General features: G+C 39.8%; 20 protein-coding genes. 4 read left to right on the forward strand and 16 right to left on the reverse strand.

All coding sequences use genetic code 11. The features are described 5' to 3' along the window. Positions 1 to 56: 56 nt before the first annotated feature. Together lepB and AC1Q59_RS19115 are read right to left on the reverse strand one after the other, a co-directional pair. Complete coding sequence (lepB, locus tag AC1Q59_RS19110; protein WP_492367461.1) at positions 57 to 611, reverse strand: signal peptidase I; 555 nt, start codon at positions 609 to 611, stop codon at positions 57 to 59. A 31-nt stretch (positions 612 to 642) separates the two neighbouring features. Next, entirely contained in the window at positions 643 to 1,254 is a 612-nt protein-coding gene (locus tag AC1Q59_RS19115; RefSeq protein ID WP_492367462.1) for a TVP38/TMEM64 family protein, read from the reverse strand. Positions 1,255 to 1,547: 293 nt separating this feature from the next. Here AC1Q59_RS19115 and AC1Q59_RS19120 point away from each other — a divergent pair, with 293 nt between their 5' ends. Further along, complete coding sequence (locus tag AC1Q59_RS19120; RefSeq protein WP_492367463.1) at positions 1,548 to 1,940, forward strand: YhjD family protein; 393 nt, start codon at positions 1,548 to 1,550, stop codon at positions 1,938 to 1,940. Between the two features lie 21 nt (positions 1,941 to 1,961). Here AC1Q59_RS19120 and AC1Q59_RS19125 read toward each other — a convergent pair whose 3' ends face one another. Then, positions 1,962 to 2,546 carry a competence protein ComK gene (locus AC1Q59_RS19125; protein WP_492367464.1) on the reverse strand — a complete coding sequence of 195 codons (585 nt, stop codon included), beginning with the start codon at positions 2,544 to 2,546 and terminating at the stop codon, positions 1,962 to 1,964. A gap of 196 nt (positions 2,547 to 2,742) precedes the next feature. Here AC1Q59_RS19125 and AC1Q59_RS19130 point away from each other — a divergent pair, with 196 nt between their 5' ends. Continuing rightward, the gene (locus AC1Q59_RS19130) at positions 2,743 to 2,979 is read left to right on the forward strand and encodes an IDEAL domain-containing protein (RefSeq protein ID WP_492367465.1); all 237 of its coding nucleotides are present in this window, start codon (positions 2,743 to 2,745) and stop codon (positions 2,977 to 2,979) included. Between the two features lie 48 nt (positions 2,980 to 3,027). On the opposite strand, the gene AC1Q59_RS19135 is transcribed toward AC1Q59_RS19130, so the two are convergent. From AC1Q59_RS19135 to AC1Q59_RS19170, 8 genes are all read right to left on the reverse strand, one after another. Beyond that, complete coding sequence (locus AC1Q59_RS19135) at positions 3,028 to 4,296, reverse strand: M48 family metallopeptidase (RefSeq protein WP_492367466.1); 1,269 nt, start codon at positions 4,294 to 4,296, stop codon at positions 3,028 to 3,030. A gap of 150 nt (positions 4,297 to 4,446) precedes the next feature. Continuing rightward, positions 4,447 to 4,752 (reverse strand): AzlD domain-containing protein, encoded by a 306-nt coding sequence (locus AC1Q59_RS19140; protein ID WP_492367467.1) that lies wholly within the window; start codon positions 4,750 to 4,752, stop codon positions 4,447 to 4,449. Next, the gene (locus AC1Q59_RS19145; RefSeq protein WP_492367468.1) at positions 4,742 to 5,473 is read right to left on the reverse strand and encodes an AzlC family ABC transporter permease; all 732 of its coding nucleotides are present in this window, start codon (positions 5,471 to 5,473) and stop codon (positions 4,742 to 4,744) included. Before AC1Q59_RS19145 ends, AC1Q59_RS19140 begins: the two co-directional genes overlap by 11 nt. Before the next feature lie 338 nt (positions 5,474 to 5,811). Then, a complete protein-coding gene (locus AC1Q59_RS19150; protein ID WP_492367469.1) occupies positions 5,812 to 6,606 on the reverse strand; it encodes an ABC transporter ATP-binding protein in 795 nt (264 codons plus the stop codon). After that, positions 6,581 to 7,579 (reverse strand): ABC transporter permease, encoded by a 999-nt coding sequence (locus tag AC1Q59_RS19155; RefSeq protein ID WP_492367470.1) that lies wholly within the window; start codon positions 7,577 to 7,579, stop codon positions 6,581 to 6,583. The genes AC1Q59_RS19150 and AC1Q59_RS19155 overlap by 26 nt, the downstream gene beginning before the upstream one ends. Before the next feature lie 210 nt (positions 7,580 to 7,789). Then, on the reverse strand, positions 7,790 to 9,346 hold the full coding sequence (locus AC1Q59_RS19160) for a fatty acid--CoA ligase family protein (protein ID WP_492367471.1): 1,557 nt from the start codon (positions 9,344 to 9,346) through the stop codon (positions 7,790 to 7,792). A gap of 337 nt (positions 9,347 to 9,683) precedes the next feature. Beyond that, a complete protein-coding gene (gene lplA / locus AC1Q59_RS19165; RefSeq protein ID WP_492367472.1) occupies positions 9,684 to 10,673 on the reverse strand; it encodes a lipoate--protein ligase in 990 nt (329 codons plus the stop codon). A 14-nt stretch (positions 10,674 to 10,687) separates the two neighbouring features. Further along, a complete protein-coding gene (locus AC1Q59_RS19170; RefSeq protein WP_492367473.1) occupies positions 10,688 to 11,422 on the reverse strand; it encodes an MBL fold metallo-hydrolase in 735 nt (244 codons plus the stop codon). Positions 11,423 to 11,592: 170 nt separating this feature from the next. Here AC1Q59_RS19170 and yhfH point away from each other — a divergent pair, with 170 nt between their 5' ends. Then, entirely contained in the window at positions 11,593 to 11,727 is a 135-nt protein-coding gene (gene yhfH / locus AC1Q59_RS19175) for a protein YhfH (protein ID WP_492367474.1), read from the forward strand. A gap of 51 nt (positions 11,728 to 11,778) precedes the next feature. Here the strand turns inward: yhfH and AC1Q59_RS19180 are convergent, their stop codons facing one another. From AC1Q59_RS19180 to hemE, 4 genes are all read right to left on the reverse strand, one after another. Further along, the gene (locus AC1Q59_RS19180) at positions 11,779 to 13,950 is read right to left on the reverse strand and encodes a YhgE/Pip family protein (RefSeq protein WP_492367475.1); all 2,172 of its coding nucleotides are present in this window, start codon (positions 13,948 to 13,950) and stop codon (positions 11,779 to 11,781) included. A gap of 74 nt (positions 13,951 to 14,024) precedes the next feature. Then, positions 14,025 to 14,597, reverse strand: a complete 573-nt coding sequence (locus tag AC1Q59_RS19185; protein WP_492367476.1) for a TetR/AcrR family transcriptional regulator — start codon at positions 14,595 to 14,597, stop codon at positions 14,025 to 14,027. 122 nt (positions 14,598 to 14,719) lie between these two features. After that, complete coding sequence (hemH, locus tag AC1Q59_RS19190; RefSeq protein ID WP_492367477.1) at positions 14,720 to 15,655, reverse strand: ferrochelatase; 936 nt, start codon at positions 15,653 to 15,655, stop codon at positions 14,720 to 14,722. 35 nt (positions 15,656 to 15,690) lie between these two features. Next, positions 15,691 to 16,737, reverse strand: a complete 1,047-nt coding sequence (hemE, locus tag AC1Q59_RS19195) for a uroporphyrinogen decarboxylase (protein ID WP_492367478.1) — start codon at positions 16,735 to 16,737, stop codon at positions 15,691 to 15,693. 196 nt (positions 16,738 to 16,933) lie between these two features. On the opposite strand from hemE, the gene AC1Q59_RS19200 reads away from it, so the two are divergent. Beyond that, positions 16,934 to 17,443 (forward strand): antibiotic biosynthesis monooxygenase family protein, encoded by a 510-nt coding sequence (locus AC1Q59_RS19200; RefSeq protein ID WP_492367479.1) that lies wholly within the window; start codon positions 16,934 to 16,936, stop codon positions 17,441 to 17,443. 5 nt (positions 17,444 to 17,448) lie between these two features. On the opposite strand, the gene AC1Q59_RS19205 is transcribed toward AC1Q59_RS19200, so the two are convergent. Continuing rightward, positions 17,449 to 18,099 (reverse strand): phosphatase PAP2 family protein, encoded by a 651-nt coding sequence (locus AC1Q59_RS19205; RefSeq protein WP_492367480.1) that lies wholly within the window; start codon positions 18,097 to 18,099, stop codon positions 17,449 to 17,451. Between the last annotated feature and the right edge of the window lie 14 nt (positions 18,100 to 18,113).

The following is an 18,113-nucleotide window of genomic DNA, read 5'->3' on the forward strand; positions in this document are numbered from 1 at the left end:
TTTCTCTAATCTGTAAAAATTTAGGGCAAAAAAAGAGACCCCTGCGTAGAGATCTTTTAAAATGAAATATCCATTTCCTCTAATGGCCAATATCTGAGGTTTACTTTTCCGACTACCTGCTCAGCATTGATAAATCCAAATTGTCGGCCGTCCCAGCTCTTTTTGCGGTTATCGCCGAGGACAAATAGTTTTCCTTCAGGCACTATTTCTTCACCGGTTATTTCCTTTAAGGTAAAATCACCAGTCAGCTTGCCTGCTGCAATTTGTTTGCGATATTTATCCAAATATGGTTCGGCCACTTTTTCGCCATTAATATATAAGTAATCATCGCGATATTCAATCTTATCCCCAGGCAATCCGATAATTCTTTTTACAAAATCTTCTTCTTCGTTGTGATGAAAAACGATGACATCAAAGCGGTTTAAGTCTCCCACCTGGTATCCAATTTTATTAACGATCAGCTTGTTTCCATCTTCAAGCGTCGGCATCATCGATTCGCCTTCAACGACATAGTTTGAAAAGAAAAAAGCACGAATAAAAATAAAGATAATAATACCAATGGCGAAAGCTTTTAGCCATTCCATTCCTTCTTTTTTTATTGCCTCCTTCACATGTCCCTCCCCTTTCGTGCTCCCTAAGGTTTCATTCTCTCTCCTTTTCCATTCTCTTATTTATCTTTATTTCAATTCTTTTCCCGACATACCAAAGGATAAAAATAATAATTCCGACAATGGCGGTTCGGACAGGCTGCGTAATAATTGATTTCAAATCATAGCCGACAAAGCTGATTGTAAAAATCATCACCATTTTTCCTGCCATTACAGCAAGCATATATTGCGCTACACTTATTTTTGATAAGCCGGCAACAATATTGACAACGGCTGACGGAGTAAACGGAAAGCATAAAAGAATGAACAGAGGTCCAAAACCATGCCTTTCCACCCAAGCCATGAGCCTTTTAACCTGTGAATTTTTTTTAAGAAATCTTAAAATTTTCTTTTGCCCATATTTCCTGACAATGGAAAAGACTATTAACGCCCCCGCTGTTGCACCTGCCCAAGAGATTAAAAATCCAAACCATAATCCAAAGGCATTGGCGTTGGCCATAACAAAAACAAAGAGCGGCAGAAAGGGCAAAAAAGCCTCAAGCATCGGTAGAAAAAGCCCTGGCAGCGGGCCAAATGACCGGTATTTGTCTATTAATTCCATAATATTTTCCAGTGTAAAAAAAGCCTTCAGTGACTCAAGATCCATACTATCTCCCTATTTCTGATACTTAAGAAAATTACAAACGGCTTGTACCTATCAAAAAACCTGTCTGTTCCTATATTGTTGCCTTCATTTCTTAAATTGTACACCCAATTTGGCAAAAAGAGATACTATTTACCATCATCTCTTTTAAAAAAATCTCTGTTAAACTAACCTTTTATTCCCCACTTGCCAAGAAAGCTGTTTCCATATAAAATAGATGAATAGAACAAACGTTCCCTTACTATAATATATAGAGATGAAATAATGAAATTTTTAATAAAAAAGGATGATGACTTATGACGAGAATTCCTGAAAAGGATCGCGACATCCTTGAGCAGGCCATTTATTTGCCTATGGTTCTAACCGTTTTAAATCGCGATTTGAGTGTTATTGGCAAGAGCCCTTTCAAGCTCAAACAGCCTTATTTAAATTTAGTGGAAGAAACAATGAAGGTAATTCAAAAAGAGCTTGCTGAAGTAAAAAAATACATGCAAAAAAATAAACTAAAGGTTCAGCAGCTGCAAAGCGATGAAGCTTTTACTATGTTTATGTTTCTTTATAAAGGGTATGAAGAACATCACAACTACTTTAATCCCCGCATCCGCAACAAGGTACAGGAGCTTTTGGAATTCTATTTATTTAAGCGCCATTATGTCAGCCAAAACATACAAAAAAAAAATGAAGCATGAAATCTTCATGCTTCTGGCAGCTTAATCATATAATTCTTTTCCCTTAATAAAATAAGTATCTGTCCTTTCAGAAGCCTTCATAAATTTTCTTCCATCGATGTAATAAATTGCTTTCCTCCCAGATTCTTTAATCCTGCTCGACAATTTAGATTTCAGCAAAGCTGTTTTCAGCATTTGATTATTGAATGAATGATAAGAGATAGGAATTCTAAGACTTTGTTTATTAGCGAATACGACAATTGTATCGCCGGCATCTCCTGCATGGCTGTCAATGATATGCTCTTCAGAAATCCATATGCATTCCGGCCTATGGGGCGAGGTAGTTGGGAAAAGGTAAATAAGGTTTGAGGGGTCAATCGTGATAGGCGCTTTTCGGTTCACTCCAGTCAATTGGCGGGTACCATCTTTTCTCGCCTCGAAATTAACTCCGAAGAATCTGCAGCTCTTTCGCACGATGTAAAGAGGTTTGAATGGGGACACAAATTTATCTTCAAGCTCAACAATTTGTGAGTACAATTTATTTCCATATTGTATAGGTAAAACAGCCATGGTGTTTGGATTAATTATGTACTCCTCTACTAATTGTATTTTTTCTGAATGCTTCATTCTTTCATCTCCTCTAAATTGTTAAGAGCAACTGGTACAATTATACCATTTCGACAAAAATTGTCAAACTTTTCTAAAAGGTGACATTTATCACACTAATTCACTCTGGATGGGCTATTTTCTAAAAATTATAAAAATTTGGTTGAATAAATACCAAAAACTCCATATAATAATAAAAAGCATTGAGGTGATTTTCTTGAATGAAAAATCATACACCGAGCTGATGAAAAAAGAAGCAATGAAGAAAAAGAGATTAAGAGAATCATTTGTCCTGGATCTTTATATTGACTCCCTGCTTACGGAAGTGCTTCTGAACAGAGAAAAAGAAAGGCTCATGAATCAAATCGATGCTGCTATTGACAAAGGTGATCAATCATCATTTAAACGTTTATCTCAAAAGTATATAGAACTTGTCAAAAAGTTTGGGAATTAGATATATAGAAATCCCCCGTCACTTCGTAATAGACAGGGGATTTTCTAATTATTTGCGATGTTCCATTTCAAATTCCTCGATTCTGGTAATACGTTCAAGCATAGTCGGATGGCCATAGCGAAAAATTTTGACGAGCAGCGGCGGATTAACTTGACTCAAGCCAGCTCTTGTCAGCTCCTGAAAGGTTTCAACCCCAGAATCAGCATCCTTTGTCATCTCAATGGCATATGTGTCCGCTCTTGCCTCTTGATAACGGGAAACAAAATTGGATAAAGGACTTGAGATAAATAACAGCATAGAAATAATCATTAGAAAAAGCGGAAGTGAACGTATATCGGCAACATGAGGAATTTTTAATGCTGCGCCCCAGCGTAAAACCGCATACTCCATGATCTTTGCCGTTAAATAAAGACCAATTAAGGATAGCAATAGATATCCGGCTATCCCGAAATAAATATGCTTTTCAACGTAATGCCCCATCTCATGGGCCATGATAAATAAAATTTGCTTGTCTGTCAGCCGATTCAGCGTTGTGTCCCACAGAACAATTCTTGAATTAGAACCGATCCCGTTCACGTACGCATTCAGTGCATTCGTTTTTTCAGACATATTCACTTCAAAAACATGCTCTGCAGGGATATTTGCTTTATCAGCCATTTCCAAAATTTGAGCTTCCAGTACCTTATTTTTCAATGGGTAAAAGTCGTTATACAGCGGATCAATAACCACCGGCTGGATAAACATCATAAACAGCGTAAACGGAACCGAGAGCATCCAGGCATAAAGCCACCATCTTTTGCTGCTTTTGTTCATTAGCCAGTACAGAACCGAGACAAGGATCAGCATCGTTCCATAATTCACCCAAAAGTCAATAAGCTCATCCTTCATCCACCCCGTAAAGCTCTGCGTCGAAATATGATAGCTTTTTGACAGGGAGTAGCTAATATAGTTTAGCGGCCATGTGACAGCAAAGGCAAAAACATGAAGCCAAATCAAGTAAATAGCCACACGAGCATATTTAATTTTTGACGATTGGTCAGCCCATCTTTTAAAAGCGCCCGATAAACCAAGCAGCAAAATAAAAAGATAAAAAAGCCATTCAAACGGGGTTGATAAGAAAAATAATAAATTTCTTATCTTTGAATAGTCCTCACTAAGCATTAGTTCCCGTGCATCTAAGAACATGGCGGGATCGGCCCTTGTTCCCTCATATTCAAAAGGCAGCCTAGTATCAGCAAAATAAAATAAGTACCAGTAAAAAAACAGTCCGTACAGACAATAGGCGATGACACCGTATAATCCTATCTTTCTCGCCAATTCACTCCCCCCTTTTGTACAACCCCTAATAATATTTAGTATAAAGATTTATTATTTAGAACTTTTTCAGACGAAAAGACTGCTTACTTCATTAGGTTGTACATTTTTCCCAGATTAAAAACCGGTCCTTAGCCGGAACCGGTATTTGTTTCAAATAATAAATGAGTACAATGATAGTGCAGCAATCGAGCCCAGAACAACGACAATAACATTCGCCCCTAAATAAGCGGCAATAAAAGCAACTGCTGCTCCGAAAATCCCAAACCAAATATCTTCATTTATAAAAAACACCCCTGGAAAGATAAGCGCTCCTAAAGTGGCAGAAGGGACGTTTTTTAAAACCCCCTGCAAAAACGGAGGCAACTCCTTTCCTTTAAATAAGACAAAGGGAAGCATTCTTGGTATGTAAGTGACAAGCCCCATTCCGACAATCATCCAGACAATTTCACTTCTCATCCTCTTCCTCCCCTGTCTTAGCCTTCATGCCTTCAATCAGTTCAACAAGAACGGCAGATATTAGAGTAGAAATTACAATTGCCCACCCAGTTGAAAGTTCAGTAGTCATCGTAAAAACTGTATTTAAACAGGCTGCTAAAGCTGCCAAAAACACCACTTTCATGCTCTTTTTCATGGAAGGGGTTAAAAGCCCGATAAACATCGCATAAAGGGCAATAGACATGCTCTCCTGCAAGGTTTGCGGAAGGTTTGCTCCAAGATAAAACCCAACCCCGGAGCACAACACCCAGCTGCAATAGGAAATCAAATTAAGGCCAAACATATAGCCAGAGGTGACCGTATCGTCCCGCATGGCTGCAACTGAAAATGTTTCATCAGTGATGCCAAAGGAATAAACCGCTTTATTGATCGTTTGACCTTTTTCGCTTTTCTCATTTAGAGCTGCAGACATTAAAAAATGCCGAATGTTCACGATAAACGTAGTCAAAATAATTTCAAATACACCTGTCCCTAACGAGATTAAACTTAAAGAAATATATTGGGATGCACCGGCAAAAACAATGAGGCTCATTAATATGGTTTCTCCAAATGTCAATCCAGTAGTTTTTGCGAGAAGTCCAAATGTAATGGCAATCGGTGCGTATCCAATGGCAATGCTGACTCCAGACTGGAACCCTCTCTTAAACTCTGGGTGCGTTTTGTTCATTGCAAGTTCAGCCAATGAAATCACCGCCTTTAATATTATTTAAATATAGCTATGTTAAACTTAGCCGTTGATTTCCATTCCAGGCGCTTCGCGCACCTTAGGGCGGTTCGGGAGCCTCCTCGTCGCTTCGCTCCTGCGGGGTCTCCCCTGAACACGCTTCTCCCGCAGGAGTCAACGCGCCTTCCATTCCAATCAACTAAGTGGTTAAAATCAACATTAACCTTTAACATAGCTAAGTATTAGAACTGCCTATTGTATATGGAGTTATTATACCAAAAATAAGTAATAGTTTGATAACAGCATTTCCACAATCAAAGGCATACCACAAAAGTGATATGCCTTTGGCATTATGATTATATTAGAACAGCTTTGTCGCTGATCATTTTTTCACCGCGGATGCGCTGGAATTCGGCTAACAGTTTTTCAACCGTTAAGTGCTGTTTCTGTTCCTCATTCGCTTCAAAAATTAATTGTCCCTTATCCATCATAATCAGTCGATTTCCAAGATCTAAGGCCTGCTGCATATTATGCGTGACCATTAGAGTAGTAAGCTTATAGGATTCAACAATTTCTTTTGTCAGCTTTGTAATCAGCTCTGCACGAGATGGATCAAGTGCAGCTGTATGTTCATCAAGAAGTAAAATCTTTGGCTCCGTAAATGTAGCCATTAGCAGCGACAACGCCTGCCTTTCTCCTCCTGACAGTAAACCAACCTTTGCCTGCAGACGGTTCTCTAAGCCAAGGTGAAGGGTTTCTAATTTTTCTTTAAAGAAATCCCTGCGTGATTTCGTCACACCTTTTTTTAGTCCGCGGGAAGCTGGTCTTGCGTAGGCAATAGCAAGGTTCTCTTCAATCGTCATCGCAGGTGCAGTACCTGCCATGGGATCCTGGAAAACGCGGCCGATCAGTTTAGATCTCTTATGTTCTTTAACAGCAGTTACATCATTCCCGTCAATAATCACATGACCGAGATCTGGAGTCATCTTCCCTGAAATTAAGTTCATCAGTGTAGACTTTCCTGCTCCATTACTGCCTATAACAGTCATAAAATCGCCTGGCTTTAGATGGAGAGTCATTTCCTTAAGTGCAATCTTTTCATCTGGTGTACCTTCATTAAATACTTTATGAATCTGTTTTAACTGCAGCAAGTTGTTCACCACTCTCGTAAGCTTTTTGAGAAAAATTGGCCAATCGTCGTTTCTTACGCTGTTTTTCCCTCTGTTTTTCAATGATCTTTGGCACTATAAGCGCACAGACAACAATAAATGCTGTAATAAGCTTCATGTCACCTGTTTCAAGAAATTCTACACGAAGAGCGAGTGTGACAATAATCCTGTAGAGAACGGCCCCGCCAATTACAGCGAAGGTTGCACGGACAATTGTTTTGGCACCGAAGATAGCCTCCCCGATAATAACAGATGCAAGCCCGATGACAATCATGCCAATTCCCATTCCAACATCGCTAAATCCGTTGTATTGAGCGACAAGGGCCCCTGATAAAGCCACAAGCCCATTTGAGATCCCTAATCCGATGATCTTTAAAATATCTGTATCAGCCGAAAAGCTGCGAATCATTGTTTCATTGTTCCCAGTGGCTCTTATGGCCAAGCCAATTTCTGTTTTTAAGAATCTGTCAATAATCAGCTTTACAGCAAAGGAGAGAATTAGCATAAATATAAGAATTCCCCATGTCTTTGGAACAAAACCAAGAAATGACAGCATCTCATCTAATCCCAAGCTCTTCCAGAAAGCTGTAAGCTTTGTAATAATTGTCTCCTCAGCTAACAGCGGAACATTAGCCTTGCCCATTATTCTTAGATTTATAGAATATAAGGCAATCATCATTAATATCCCTGATAAAAGAGGATTAATTTTTCCTTTTGTATGAAGAAGACCAGTTACACAGCCTGCGGCAAACCCGCTGAATAGGGCTGCAATTGTAGCGAGGAATGGATCTGTTCCGCCAACGATCAGAACTGCTGCAACTGCACCGCCGGTTACGAAGCTTCCGTCAACTGTCAGGTCTGGAAAATCAAGTATTCTAAATGACAAGTAAACTCCCAAGGCCATTAAAGCATAGATAAAACCTGCCTCAATAGAACCAAATAAGGCTGTAGGCATATGAATCTCCCTTTCTTCTCATTAATCATTAAAGCCGTACCATGTTGCACGCCTTTTTTCCTATTTTATACCAAGTCCGCTTTTGCGCTTCAATGCTTTTATTCATTAAATTATAAAGCCGAACACGCTTAATTTCAAGTATTTTCTGTCATTTTCAAAAAAATACTTATATTAAAATACTAAAAAAAAGCGGACAATCTGTCCGCCTTTTTAGCTATTTTGCACCATTTCAGTTTTCAAGGCCCTCCGCAGGATTTTTCCTGTCGTATTTTTGGGAAGTTCATCAATAAATTCAATGGATGTTGGAACTTTATACTTTGCTAAGCAATCCTTGCAATAAGCAAGAAGCTCCTCTTCTGTTAAAGAAGGATTTTTCTTTACAACATATCCTTTTACTGACTCACCCTGGTTAGGGTCAGGAACACCAATAACGGCTGCTTCCACCACATCGGGATGATTATAAAGCACTTCTTCAACTTCCCTTGGATAGACATTAAATCCGCCGACAATAATTAATTCCTTTTTGCGGTCGACGATATAAAAATAGCCATCTTCATCCATGCGGGCCATGTCACCGGTGTATAGCCAGCCGTCTCTTATGCTCGCAGCTGTTTCTTCCGGCATTTTATAGTATCCCTTCATCACATTTGGGCCTCTGATAATTAATTCCCCAACCTGTCCAACAGGTACTTCCTCGCCGAGCTCATCAACAACCTTATTCTCCACATTGACAATATTAGTGCCAATGGATCCAGGTTTTCTAGGGCGGTCAAGCGGATTAAAACAGGTAACAGGCGATGCTTCAGATAACCCATAGCCTTCAGAAATCATTACATTAAATTTCTTTTCAAAGCCATTTAATAAAGCAACAGGCATTGAAGCTCCACCAGATATGCATAAACGAAGGGAATCTAAATTTCCTCCATGTGCTTGTGCATATTGGAGCAGAAAATTATACATGGTAGGGACTCCGGCAAATACGGTAGCCTCATATTTATCAACGATTCTGAAGACTTCCTTCGGGCTGAATTTGGGATCAATAATAATGGTTGCGCCGCTGAGGAGCGGTGCATTTAATGCAACTGTTAAACAGAATACATGAAACATTGGAAGTGTAGTGATGACGCGGTCATTTCCATTCATCTGCAAGTATTCTCCAACATCTTTTGCATTCGAATAGAGGTTTTTATGCGTCAGCATAGCGCCTTTTGGCCTGCCAGTTGTCCCGGAGGTATAAAGAATGACGGCAACATCTTCATCATCTAATTCAGGAGCCTCAAAGTCTAAACTCCCCAAAGCAATTATTTCTGAAAACGATTTCATTTTTGGGTAAATAGTTAATTGCGACAGATCACTGCCAGCACTTTTCCCTTGAGGAGTCTCACAAATGATATAATGCTCAGCCGACGCTAGCACTGGATGCATTTTTTCAGCCAGCGGGAGAAGCAGATCAAGCATGACAACAGCTTTCACATCACCGTTTTTAACAATATAGCCAATTTCATCAGGGGCATAGATTGGGTTAATAGGTATTACTGTTGCGCCAAGCCTTAAAGCGCCGTAGAAGCTTATGGCAAAGTGCGGCGAATTCCCCAGCAATAAGGCAATATGATCTCCTTTTTTCACTCCGAGCTTTTCAAGCCCGGATGCAAACTTTGTTACAGCACCATCAAGTTCAGCATATGAACTAGGCTGGTCCATAAAATAATAAGCCGTTTTGTCTGCCATCTTTGCTGCGGTTTCATGGAGTTGTTGAGTTAAATTCATTTCTCTTCCCCCTCCTCATGAATGAGTGGTCATTCATTAGAATTTTCTAAATATATTATATTGAAAGAAAGTTAAGGATACAAGAGGAAAGTTGATTAAAATAGAAAGACTGTGTAAAATTCAGCCGTTGATTTCCACTCCAGGCGCTACGCTTTCCGCGGGCGGTTCGGGAAGCCTCCTCGTCGCTAGCGCTCCTGCGGGGTCTCCCCTGTCCCGCACTCCCGCAGGAGTCTTCGCGCCTTCCGCTCCAATCAACTAGTTACTAAATCAATCTAAATAAACTTTGACACTCCATATAGAAAAAGGACTTCCCTCTCGAGAAACGCCCTTTTTTGAATTAATATATTAAATTTAAAAATTCGTCCTTTGTAATATTGCCAAAGTAATGCTTAATATCTACATCCTCCAGCGCTTTTTCCATTTCTGCTTTTTCATAGCGGATGCCAGTCAATTTATTTTCTATTTCGCTTACATCACCAACGCCAAAGAAGTCACCATAGATTTTGCAGTTTTCAATTTGTCCCTTTTCCACCTCAAGGCGAACATCAATCGACCCAACAGGAAATCGGTGAGAATGCTGAAGATTAAATTTCGGTGATTTACCGTAATTCCAATCCCAGTTCTGATATCTTTCCTGCGATAATTGATTAATTTTCTCCCAATCTTCATCTGTCAGCTTGTACTCTATTATTTGATCAGCACCGCCGAAAATATATTCTAGCAGGAGGGAACGGAATTGTTCCATTGAAATGCTTTCTTCAAGAAACTCAGAAATATTGGCAACACGGCTGCGAATTGATTTAATCCCCTTCGATTCAATTTTGTCCTTTTTAACTCTTAAAGCAGATACAACATTTTCAATTTCGGAATCCAGCATTAAGGTTCCATGGCTGAACATTCTTCCTTTTGTTGAGAATTGGGCATTCCCGGAAATCTTTCTTCCTTCGACAGTTAAATCATTCCGGCCGCTGAGCTCAGCATTGACTCCAAGTTTTTTTAATGCCTCGACAACCGGCTCCGTAAATTTGCGGAAATTATGAAAGCTTTCCCCGTCATCCTTTGTAATGAAGCTGAAGTTTAAATTCCCTAGATCATGGTAAACTGCACCGCCACCGGATAAGCGCCGCACCACATGAATGCCATTTTTCTCCACATATTCCGTATTAATTTCTTCAATGGTATTCTGATTTTTTCCGATTATAATCGAAGGCTCATTTATGTAAAAAAGTAAATACGTTTCGTTTATATCAAGGTTCTTTAAGGCATATTCTTCAATAGCAAGGTTAATTCTTGGATCATTGATCCCTTTGTTATCAATAAATAACATTTGGATTCGCTCCTTTAAAAGTCTTTAGACCACAAATAGGACGCTAGTTCAATAGGCCCGCTGTAAAATTCCGAAGCTTCTTTCTTTAGCTGTTCTAATTCTCCGTAGTGCGGCAAGTGCGTAAGAAGCAGCTTTTTCACATTTGCATTATTTGCCAAGGTTCCTGCGTCAAAACTTGTCATGTGCCCTGCATTTTTACCGTCCTGGCTGCCGTAAAAATTACATTCACAAACTAATAAATCAGCATCCTTGCTGAATGAAACTAGCTGCTCTTTATAGGAAGTGTCACCGGTATAAACAAGAGACTTCCCATCAGCTTCAATTCTCATAGCATAGCATGGTACCGGGTGGTCCGTCTGTAAAAATTGTACATCAAAAGGACCGATTGTTAAAGTTTGAAGAGGCTGATAACCTATGCCTTTTGTAATATGTTTATAGGTAAGTTTAGAAAACTCATATTCATCTTCAAGATGTCCGTATATAGGAAGACATTCTGATTTACTCCCTAAAAAGCCCTGAATAAGTCTTGCATGCTGCAGCACACCGATATCTGCGGTATGGTCAGGATGATAGTGAGAAAGAATAACTGCATCCAATTCCTCCGGCTTCAGTACCTTTTGCATTTTTGAAAGTACACCGCTGCCATAGTCTATAGCTAACTTGAATCCATTATGTTCAAGCAAATATCCTGTGCTTGCCTCATCTGCTTTAGGATATCCTCCCCAATAACCTATTACTGTGAATTTCATATCCATCCCCCTTGTCCTATTACACCTATTTCTAATATACCCAAAACAGCCTATTTTTTCATTTTTTTCATTTTGTATTGAAACAGTTATTGACACAGTGATTCTGTTATAATACAATAAAAACAATAAATAATTAAATTAATCAAACAATTTGCTAGGGGGAAGGCAAAATGATTCAGAACATTCTAGACTTCTTTAGAAATTTACCGGCAAAACAGTGTACAGAATGCGGAAAATCAATTGAGGAGCAGCACGAATGCTACGGCAATAAATGTGATCATTGCCTTGGAGTCAAAGATATCTAATTATTTCTAACGTAAAAGACCAGCCAGGAAATAACCCGGCTGGTCTTATTTTTATTCTGCAGCTGTTACAGTCATACTGCTATATTGTTTCTTATGCTTGATTGTAAGATAAGCGATCGTACCTGCAATAAAGATAATAGTAAAGATCCCCAATATTCCTGCATTATGCCACATAAAGCTGAAATCCCCGCTTGATATAGCAGCCTTAAAGCCTGAAACGGTATATGTCATTGGCAGAAATGCATTTATCGGCTGTAAAGGCTCCGGAATGAGTTCAAGCGGGAAAGTGCCTGCGCTTGTAGTTAATTGCAATATCAAAATGATAATAGCAACAAAACGTCCAGGATCTGCCATTGTCGTAACAAGGAACTGAATTAATGTGATAAAAGTCAAGCTTGTTATAATGGCAAACACGATAAACAGCGGCACACTTTGAACCTCGATCTTCAATCCTTCAAGCAAAATAAACACAGCAAGCAAGGCCTGAATGACACCAATACCTAGTATAATTAAAAACTTGCTTGCAAACCAGCTAAAGCCGCTCTTCGGCACCGCCGCTGGCTCTCGTAAAGGAAACACAATAGAAATAAGCAATGCACCTACAAAAAGACCTAATGATAAGAAGTAAGGAGCAAATCCTGTACCATAATTTGGCACTTCATGTATCTTCTCATTATCAACTTTAACTGGACCTGCCATCATACTATAAGTTTTATCGTCCGCATGTACTGCAGAAGCCTTATCCGCTCCTTCAGATAATTTATCAGCTAATTCCTTGGAACCCTCTTCTAATGCAGAGTTTCCATCAGCTATTTTTTTGGCGCCGTCTTTAAGCTGAGCAGTCCCGTCTGTCATTGCACTAGAACCGTCCCCTAGCTGGCCTAGGCCTTTTTCAAGCTCAACAGTACCATTAGCCAGCTTGTCTGCACCTGCTTTTGCTTCAGCAAACTTTTGTCCAAAAGTTTGCATGCCAGCAACAAAGTCAGCCTCTCCTTTTGATATTTCATTCACCCCATCTTGAAGCTGAATGCCGCCTTGAGCAAGCTCTTTTACCCCCTGCTGAAGCTGGAGCTGGCCAGTATTAAGCTCGCCGATCTTGCCAGCTAATTCTGAGCTTCCGGAAGCCAGCTGTCCCGCTGAGCCCGCAAGCTGATCCGTGCCGTTCTTCAACTGGTTTAATACTGCCTCAAGTTCTGCCCTTTGCGCAGAATCTGCAGGCATTTGGCTGATAACACCTTTAAGCTGCTCCTGCAGCTGTGCCATTCCTCCGCTAACCTTCTGAGCCTCAGTCTGCCATGCTTGCAGTGATGCAGTGAGGTTATTCGCTCCTGCCTCAATTTGCTCAGTTCCTGCAACAATTGCCGGAACTTTTTCATTCATTGTTTGAATTCCCGCATTGGCCTTAGAAACTCCGGCAGCCAGCTGATCATGGCCGGATTTTAATCGTGTGGATGCATCCTCAAGCTGTTGATGTCCATCTTGAAGCTGGCCAAGTCCTGCAGCTAGGTTCGCTGCACCTGTGTTTAATTCCTTAGATCCGTTACTTACCTTCCCTACACCCTCATTAAATTCAATAGACTTTTGTGCTAATAGAGCTAGTTTTTCGTGCAAGGCTGAAGAACCGTCTTTCAGCTGCTTTGCCCCATCATTTATTTTCGAAGCCCCATCGGTCGCTTGCCCAATTCCATCTGCCACATCAGTGATTTTATCAAACATGGTTTCTGCATAGGTTTCAGTCACTTTCTCTGAGAGTGAGGCTTTTATTTTTTCCATAGCTGTTTCGCCAATTTGAGCTGATAGGAAATTAGCACTCTCGTTTGGCACATAGACCAATTTTAGCTTTTCGGGATTTTCATCCAATAAGGTTGTTGCATTATTGGAAAAGTTCTCTGGAATTTCGATCAGCATATAATACTTTTGATTATTTAGCCCCTCATAAGCATTGTTTTTGTCGACAAATTTAAAATTAAAGTCACTGCTTTCCTTCAGTTTGTCAATCAGTTCATCCCCAAGCTTAAGTTCCTTTCCTTCGAAGCTTGCACCATGATCTTCATTGACAACAGCAACGGGCAGATCATCCATGTGTGCATATGGATCCCAGAACGCCCAAAGAAACATGCCGCTATAAAGAACTGGAATGAAGAGAATGGCGATAATTGGGATAAGAAGCTTTTTATTTTTAAAGATCGCCATTAATTCATTTTTTAAAAGGTTATTTTTCAAATTACAAACGCCTCCTAAACAACTGACTGTTTTGTTCATTTAGTCATTAAATGGGGAAAAATAAGGATTATCGATTATTTTGATAATCCTGTAAAGATATATTGTTCGATTAGATTGGCGATTTCTTCTTTATCCAGCGGCTCATGCCCCTTTTCCCAGTCAAAAATCAGCGCGATATACAGCTTTAGCATCACAAATGCCGTCAGCTCGGGATCACAAGGCTTGATTTCCCCTTTATCAATCGCATTTGAGATTTTCCTTTTTAAGAAGTGAATAATCTCCCTCTCTAGTTTTTGCATGACGTCCATGACTGCTGGTGTCCCCATTTCCTTTTCCTCTTGGAAAAGCTTAATGGTCAGCTGATGACGAATGCGGAACTCCAGCATCCGATATAATCCTTGATGGACCTTTTCCCGAAAGGATAAAGATGGATCAATCGCTTCATCCGCAGCCTGTTTCATTTCATTTATTAAAGTTGTAATAATTTCATCGAACAGCTCTTCCTTATTTTTGAAAAAGTTATAAATTGTCCCTTTTCCAACATTGGCTATTTTCGCTACCTGATCCATAGTCGTTGCTTTATACCCAAATAATGTGAAAGATTTTGTTGCTGCATCAATAATTTGCTGCTTCCGATCGATTGCCAATTCTCTCGCCCCTTAAATAATTGACCAAATGAACATTTCAGTCACTTTGTACAATAGATAATTTATCACAATTGCTGAATGAGCGCAAGAAAAAAACTGTCACAATGACAGTTTTTCATTTATTATTTGTTTTCTAGTCTTTTCAGAACAACAGTTGCCAATGCATCGATGAATTCTGGCTGGTCGTTCGGCATTGGCGGCCGGTAATAGCTTGCTCCAATCTCTTCGGTAACAACCTTACATTCATAGTCATTATCATATAATACTTCCAAATGATCAGAAACGAATCCTACAGGTGTAAAGACAAATGCCTTATACCCTTCTTTTTCAAACAGTTCCCTCGTTAAGTCTTGCACATCCGGTCCAAGCCACGGCTCAGGCGTATTTCCTGCACTTTGCCAGCCCACTGCGTAGTCTTTAACATCTGCCTGACTGGCAATTAGTTCAGCCGTTTCCTTTAGCTGCTCTGGATAAGGATCACCCAATTGCAGGATTTTTTCCGGCAAGCTGTGAGCAGAGACAATTAACACTGACTTTTCTTTCTCTTCTGCTGGCATGGCTTCAAAAACGGCCTTGACACGGTCTGCCCAATAGGTAATAAATTTCGGCTCTTTATACCAGCTTTCAACTGAATGAATAACTGGTCCGCCTAATTTTTCTGCCTCTTCCTTTGCCCGGCCATTATAGGATTTGACGCTGAATGTTGAAAAATGCGGGGCCAAAACGAGGCTGACAGCTTCCTTAATTCCATCCTCATGCATTTGTTTAACAGCATCTTCAATAAATGGCTCGATATGCTTTAACCCAATATACATCTTAAATTCGTATTCATCCTGAATGCTATTTAAATGGTCTTCAAGCCCTTTTGCCTGATCTTCGGTAATTTTCGCTAACGGAGAAATCCCGCCAATTGCTTCATATCTTCTCTGCAAGTCTTCGAGCATTTCTGGAGAAGGCTTTCTTCCGTGACGAATATGTGTATAATACCTTTCCACATCTTCTTCTTTGTAAGGCGTCCCGTAAGCCATCACGAGCAAGCCCATCTTCTTTTTTTCCAAAATATCCACCTCAATCTATTGTCCTTTTACTGCTCTTACTTCCCTAAAACAGAGGAAGAATAGTCATGGACAAATGCTGTTAATCTTTTTAATGTATCAGGATTTACCTCTGGAAATACACCATGTCCTAAATTAAATATGTATCCTGGCTTTTGCATGCCTTGATCAAGGATCGCCCTTGTTTTTTCTTCAATCACATTCCAAGGTGCTAATAAAATAGCTGGATCCAGATTCCCTTGAATAGCCTTTGTTATGCCCTTTTCCCTTGCCTCACTGATTGGGAGCCTCCAGTCTAAGCCAACTACTTCTAATGGGAGGTCATTCCATTCTAGAGCAAGGTGGCTTGCTCCGACGCCAAACATAATAAGCGGAACATTTTCCTCTTTTAAGCTTGTAAAGATTTTGGTCATAACAGGCTTAATAAACGTGCGGTAATCCTCCACATTTAAAGCTCCTACCCATGAGTCAAATATTTGAATGGCTTTTGCACCAGCCTTAATTTGTGCTTTTACATAGGTGATGGTCATTTCAGCAAGCTTGTCCATCAAGGCATGCCAGCTTTCAGGGTCGGCGTGCATGAAGGACTTCGTTTTATTATAATTTTTTGATGGCCCGCCTTCAATCATATAGCTTGCAAGCGTAAATGGAGCGCCAGCAAAACCGATAAGCGGAACATCTAATTGCTGCTGTGTTAGAATTTTAATTGTTTCTAATACGTAGGGAACATCTTCTTCAGGATGAATTTCTCCCAGTCTATCAACATCCGCTTTTGAGCGGATTGGGTTAGAAATAACGGGGCCCACTCCTGACTTTATCTCTACTTCTACCCCCAATGATGGAAGCGGTGACATAATATCTTTATATAAAATAGCGGCGTCATTATTATACTGATCAACCGGCAATTTAGTGACATAGGCACAAAGCTCTGGCTGATGGGTGATTTCAAATAATGAGTATTTTTCTTTGATTGCACGGTACTCTGGCTGTGACCTGCCTGCCTGGCGCATATACCAAACAGGTACATAGTCCGTCTTCTCCCCTCTTGCTGCCTTAAGCAATGTATCATTAATCATTCGTTCCATTTAATATCCACCTTTCAAAAGACTGTCTGCTTAACATTGTAATATATATATAATAGAAATTAAAATTTTCCATCTTCACATCCTCATTAACTTTATCTTTTTGCCAGCATGTTGTATAGCTTGAGATAAGAAATGTCGAAAATTTGACGAATTTATCTGAGAATCAAGGTTAGAATTTTAAAAAGAGGTGATGTAAATGAACATCTATTTGACAAGCGGCACGTTTGACTTTTTGCAAAAAATAAAAGAAAAACATCCAAGTGAGACAATGGTCCTCATGCAAAATAATGAAACATCTGTCCTTTTGCATGAAACACCGAAAAAGACAGTCTTTGGCGCACCGCGTTCCTATCAGGTTCTTGAATCCCTGGGAAACTTAGTACAAGCAGGATTTGCTTCAATGAGACATATTCCGGTAACAGATGAAGAACGTCCAGTTTTTGAGCACCGCTTTAAAAACAAGGAAAGCATATTTCAAGCGTTAAGCGGTTTTATAGCTCTTAGGGTTCTTCGTCCCGTAAAGTCTAATACGTATATTATTTTCACCCTTTGGAACAGTGAAAAGTCATATAAAGAGTGGGAAGACTCAAAGGCGCATGAGAACCTATTTAATAATCTCTCCTCAGAATCATTACAGGCGCAAATGTTTATGGGCAAATCCTATGTATCATCGTATTATCTTCCCAGTGAAGAAAAGGATGAGTAAGCTCCTCATCCTTTTTCCTTTTGATTGAGCTTTTCCCTCATCAGTTCATATACTGCCATCCAGATCACACACCAGATCCAGCCTGCAGCAAAGCCAGAAGCAATATCTGATGGATAATGCACCTGCAGCACGATGCGGCTGATTCCCATAGTCAAAATAATTAAGAAAGCAAAGAAGGCAACAGTCCATTTTAATCCCTTAGAGTTAAGATAGACGATAATCACAAAGGCAATCATGGTATATACAATCATGCCCATCATCGCATGTCCGCTGGGAAAGCTTAAGCTTTTCACAGAAACTAAATGTTCTATATCTGGGCGCGGTCGTCCTATCCAATCTTTAAGCAGCTTATTTAATAAATAGCCAAAGGCAACAGCAAACACATAAACAGCCATTCCTATATAATCCCTCTTTAAAAGCCAAAGAAGAACAACCACTATCAATGAAATGAAGCCAATTCCTTTCGCAGACCCCAGTATATTTAAACTTTTAAAAAAAGGATATGAGCCTTCGTGAAAAATATTAGTTATAAAAGAACTGATTGCGGTATCAAAACCTAAAGGTCCACCTACTAAAACAGCAGCAAGCAGCCAAACAAAAATAATCGCGGCTAAAAAAACGAAAAAGTAAACAGTTTTTGATTTTCTAATTTCCAAATTGAATAACCTCT

This window comes from Cytobacillus sp. MT66 (assembly GCF_058792595.1).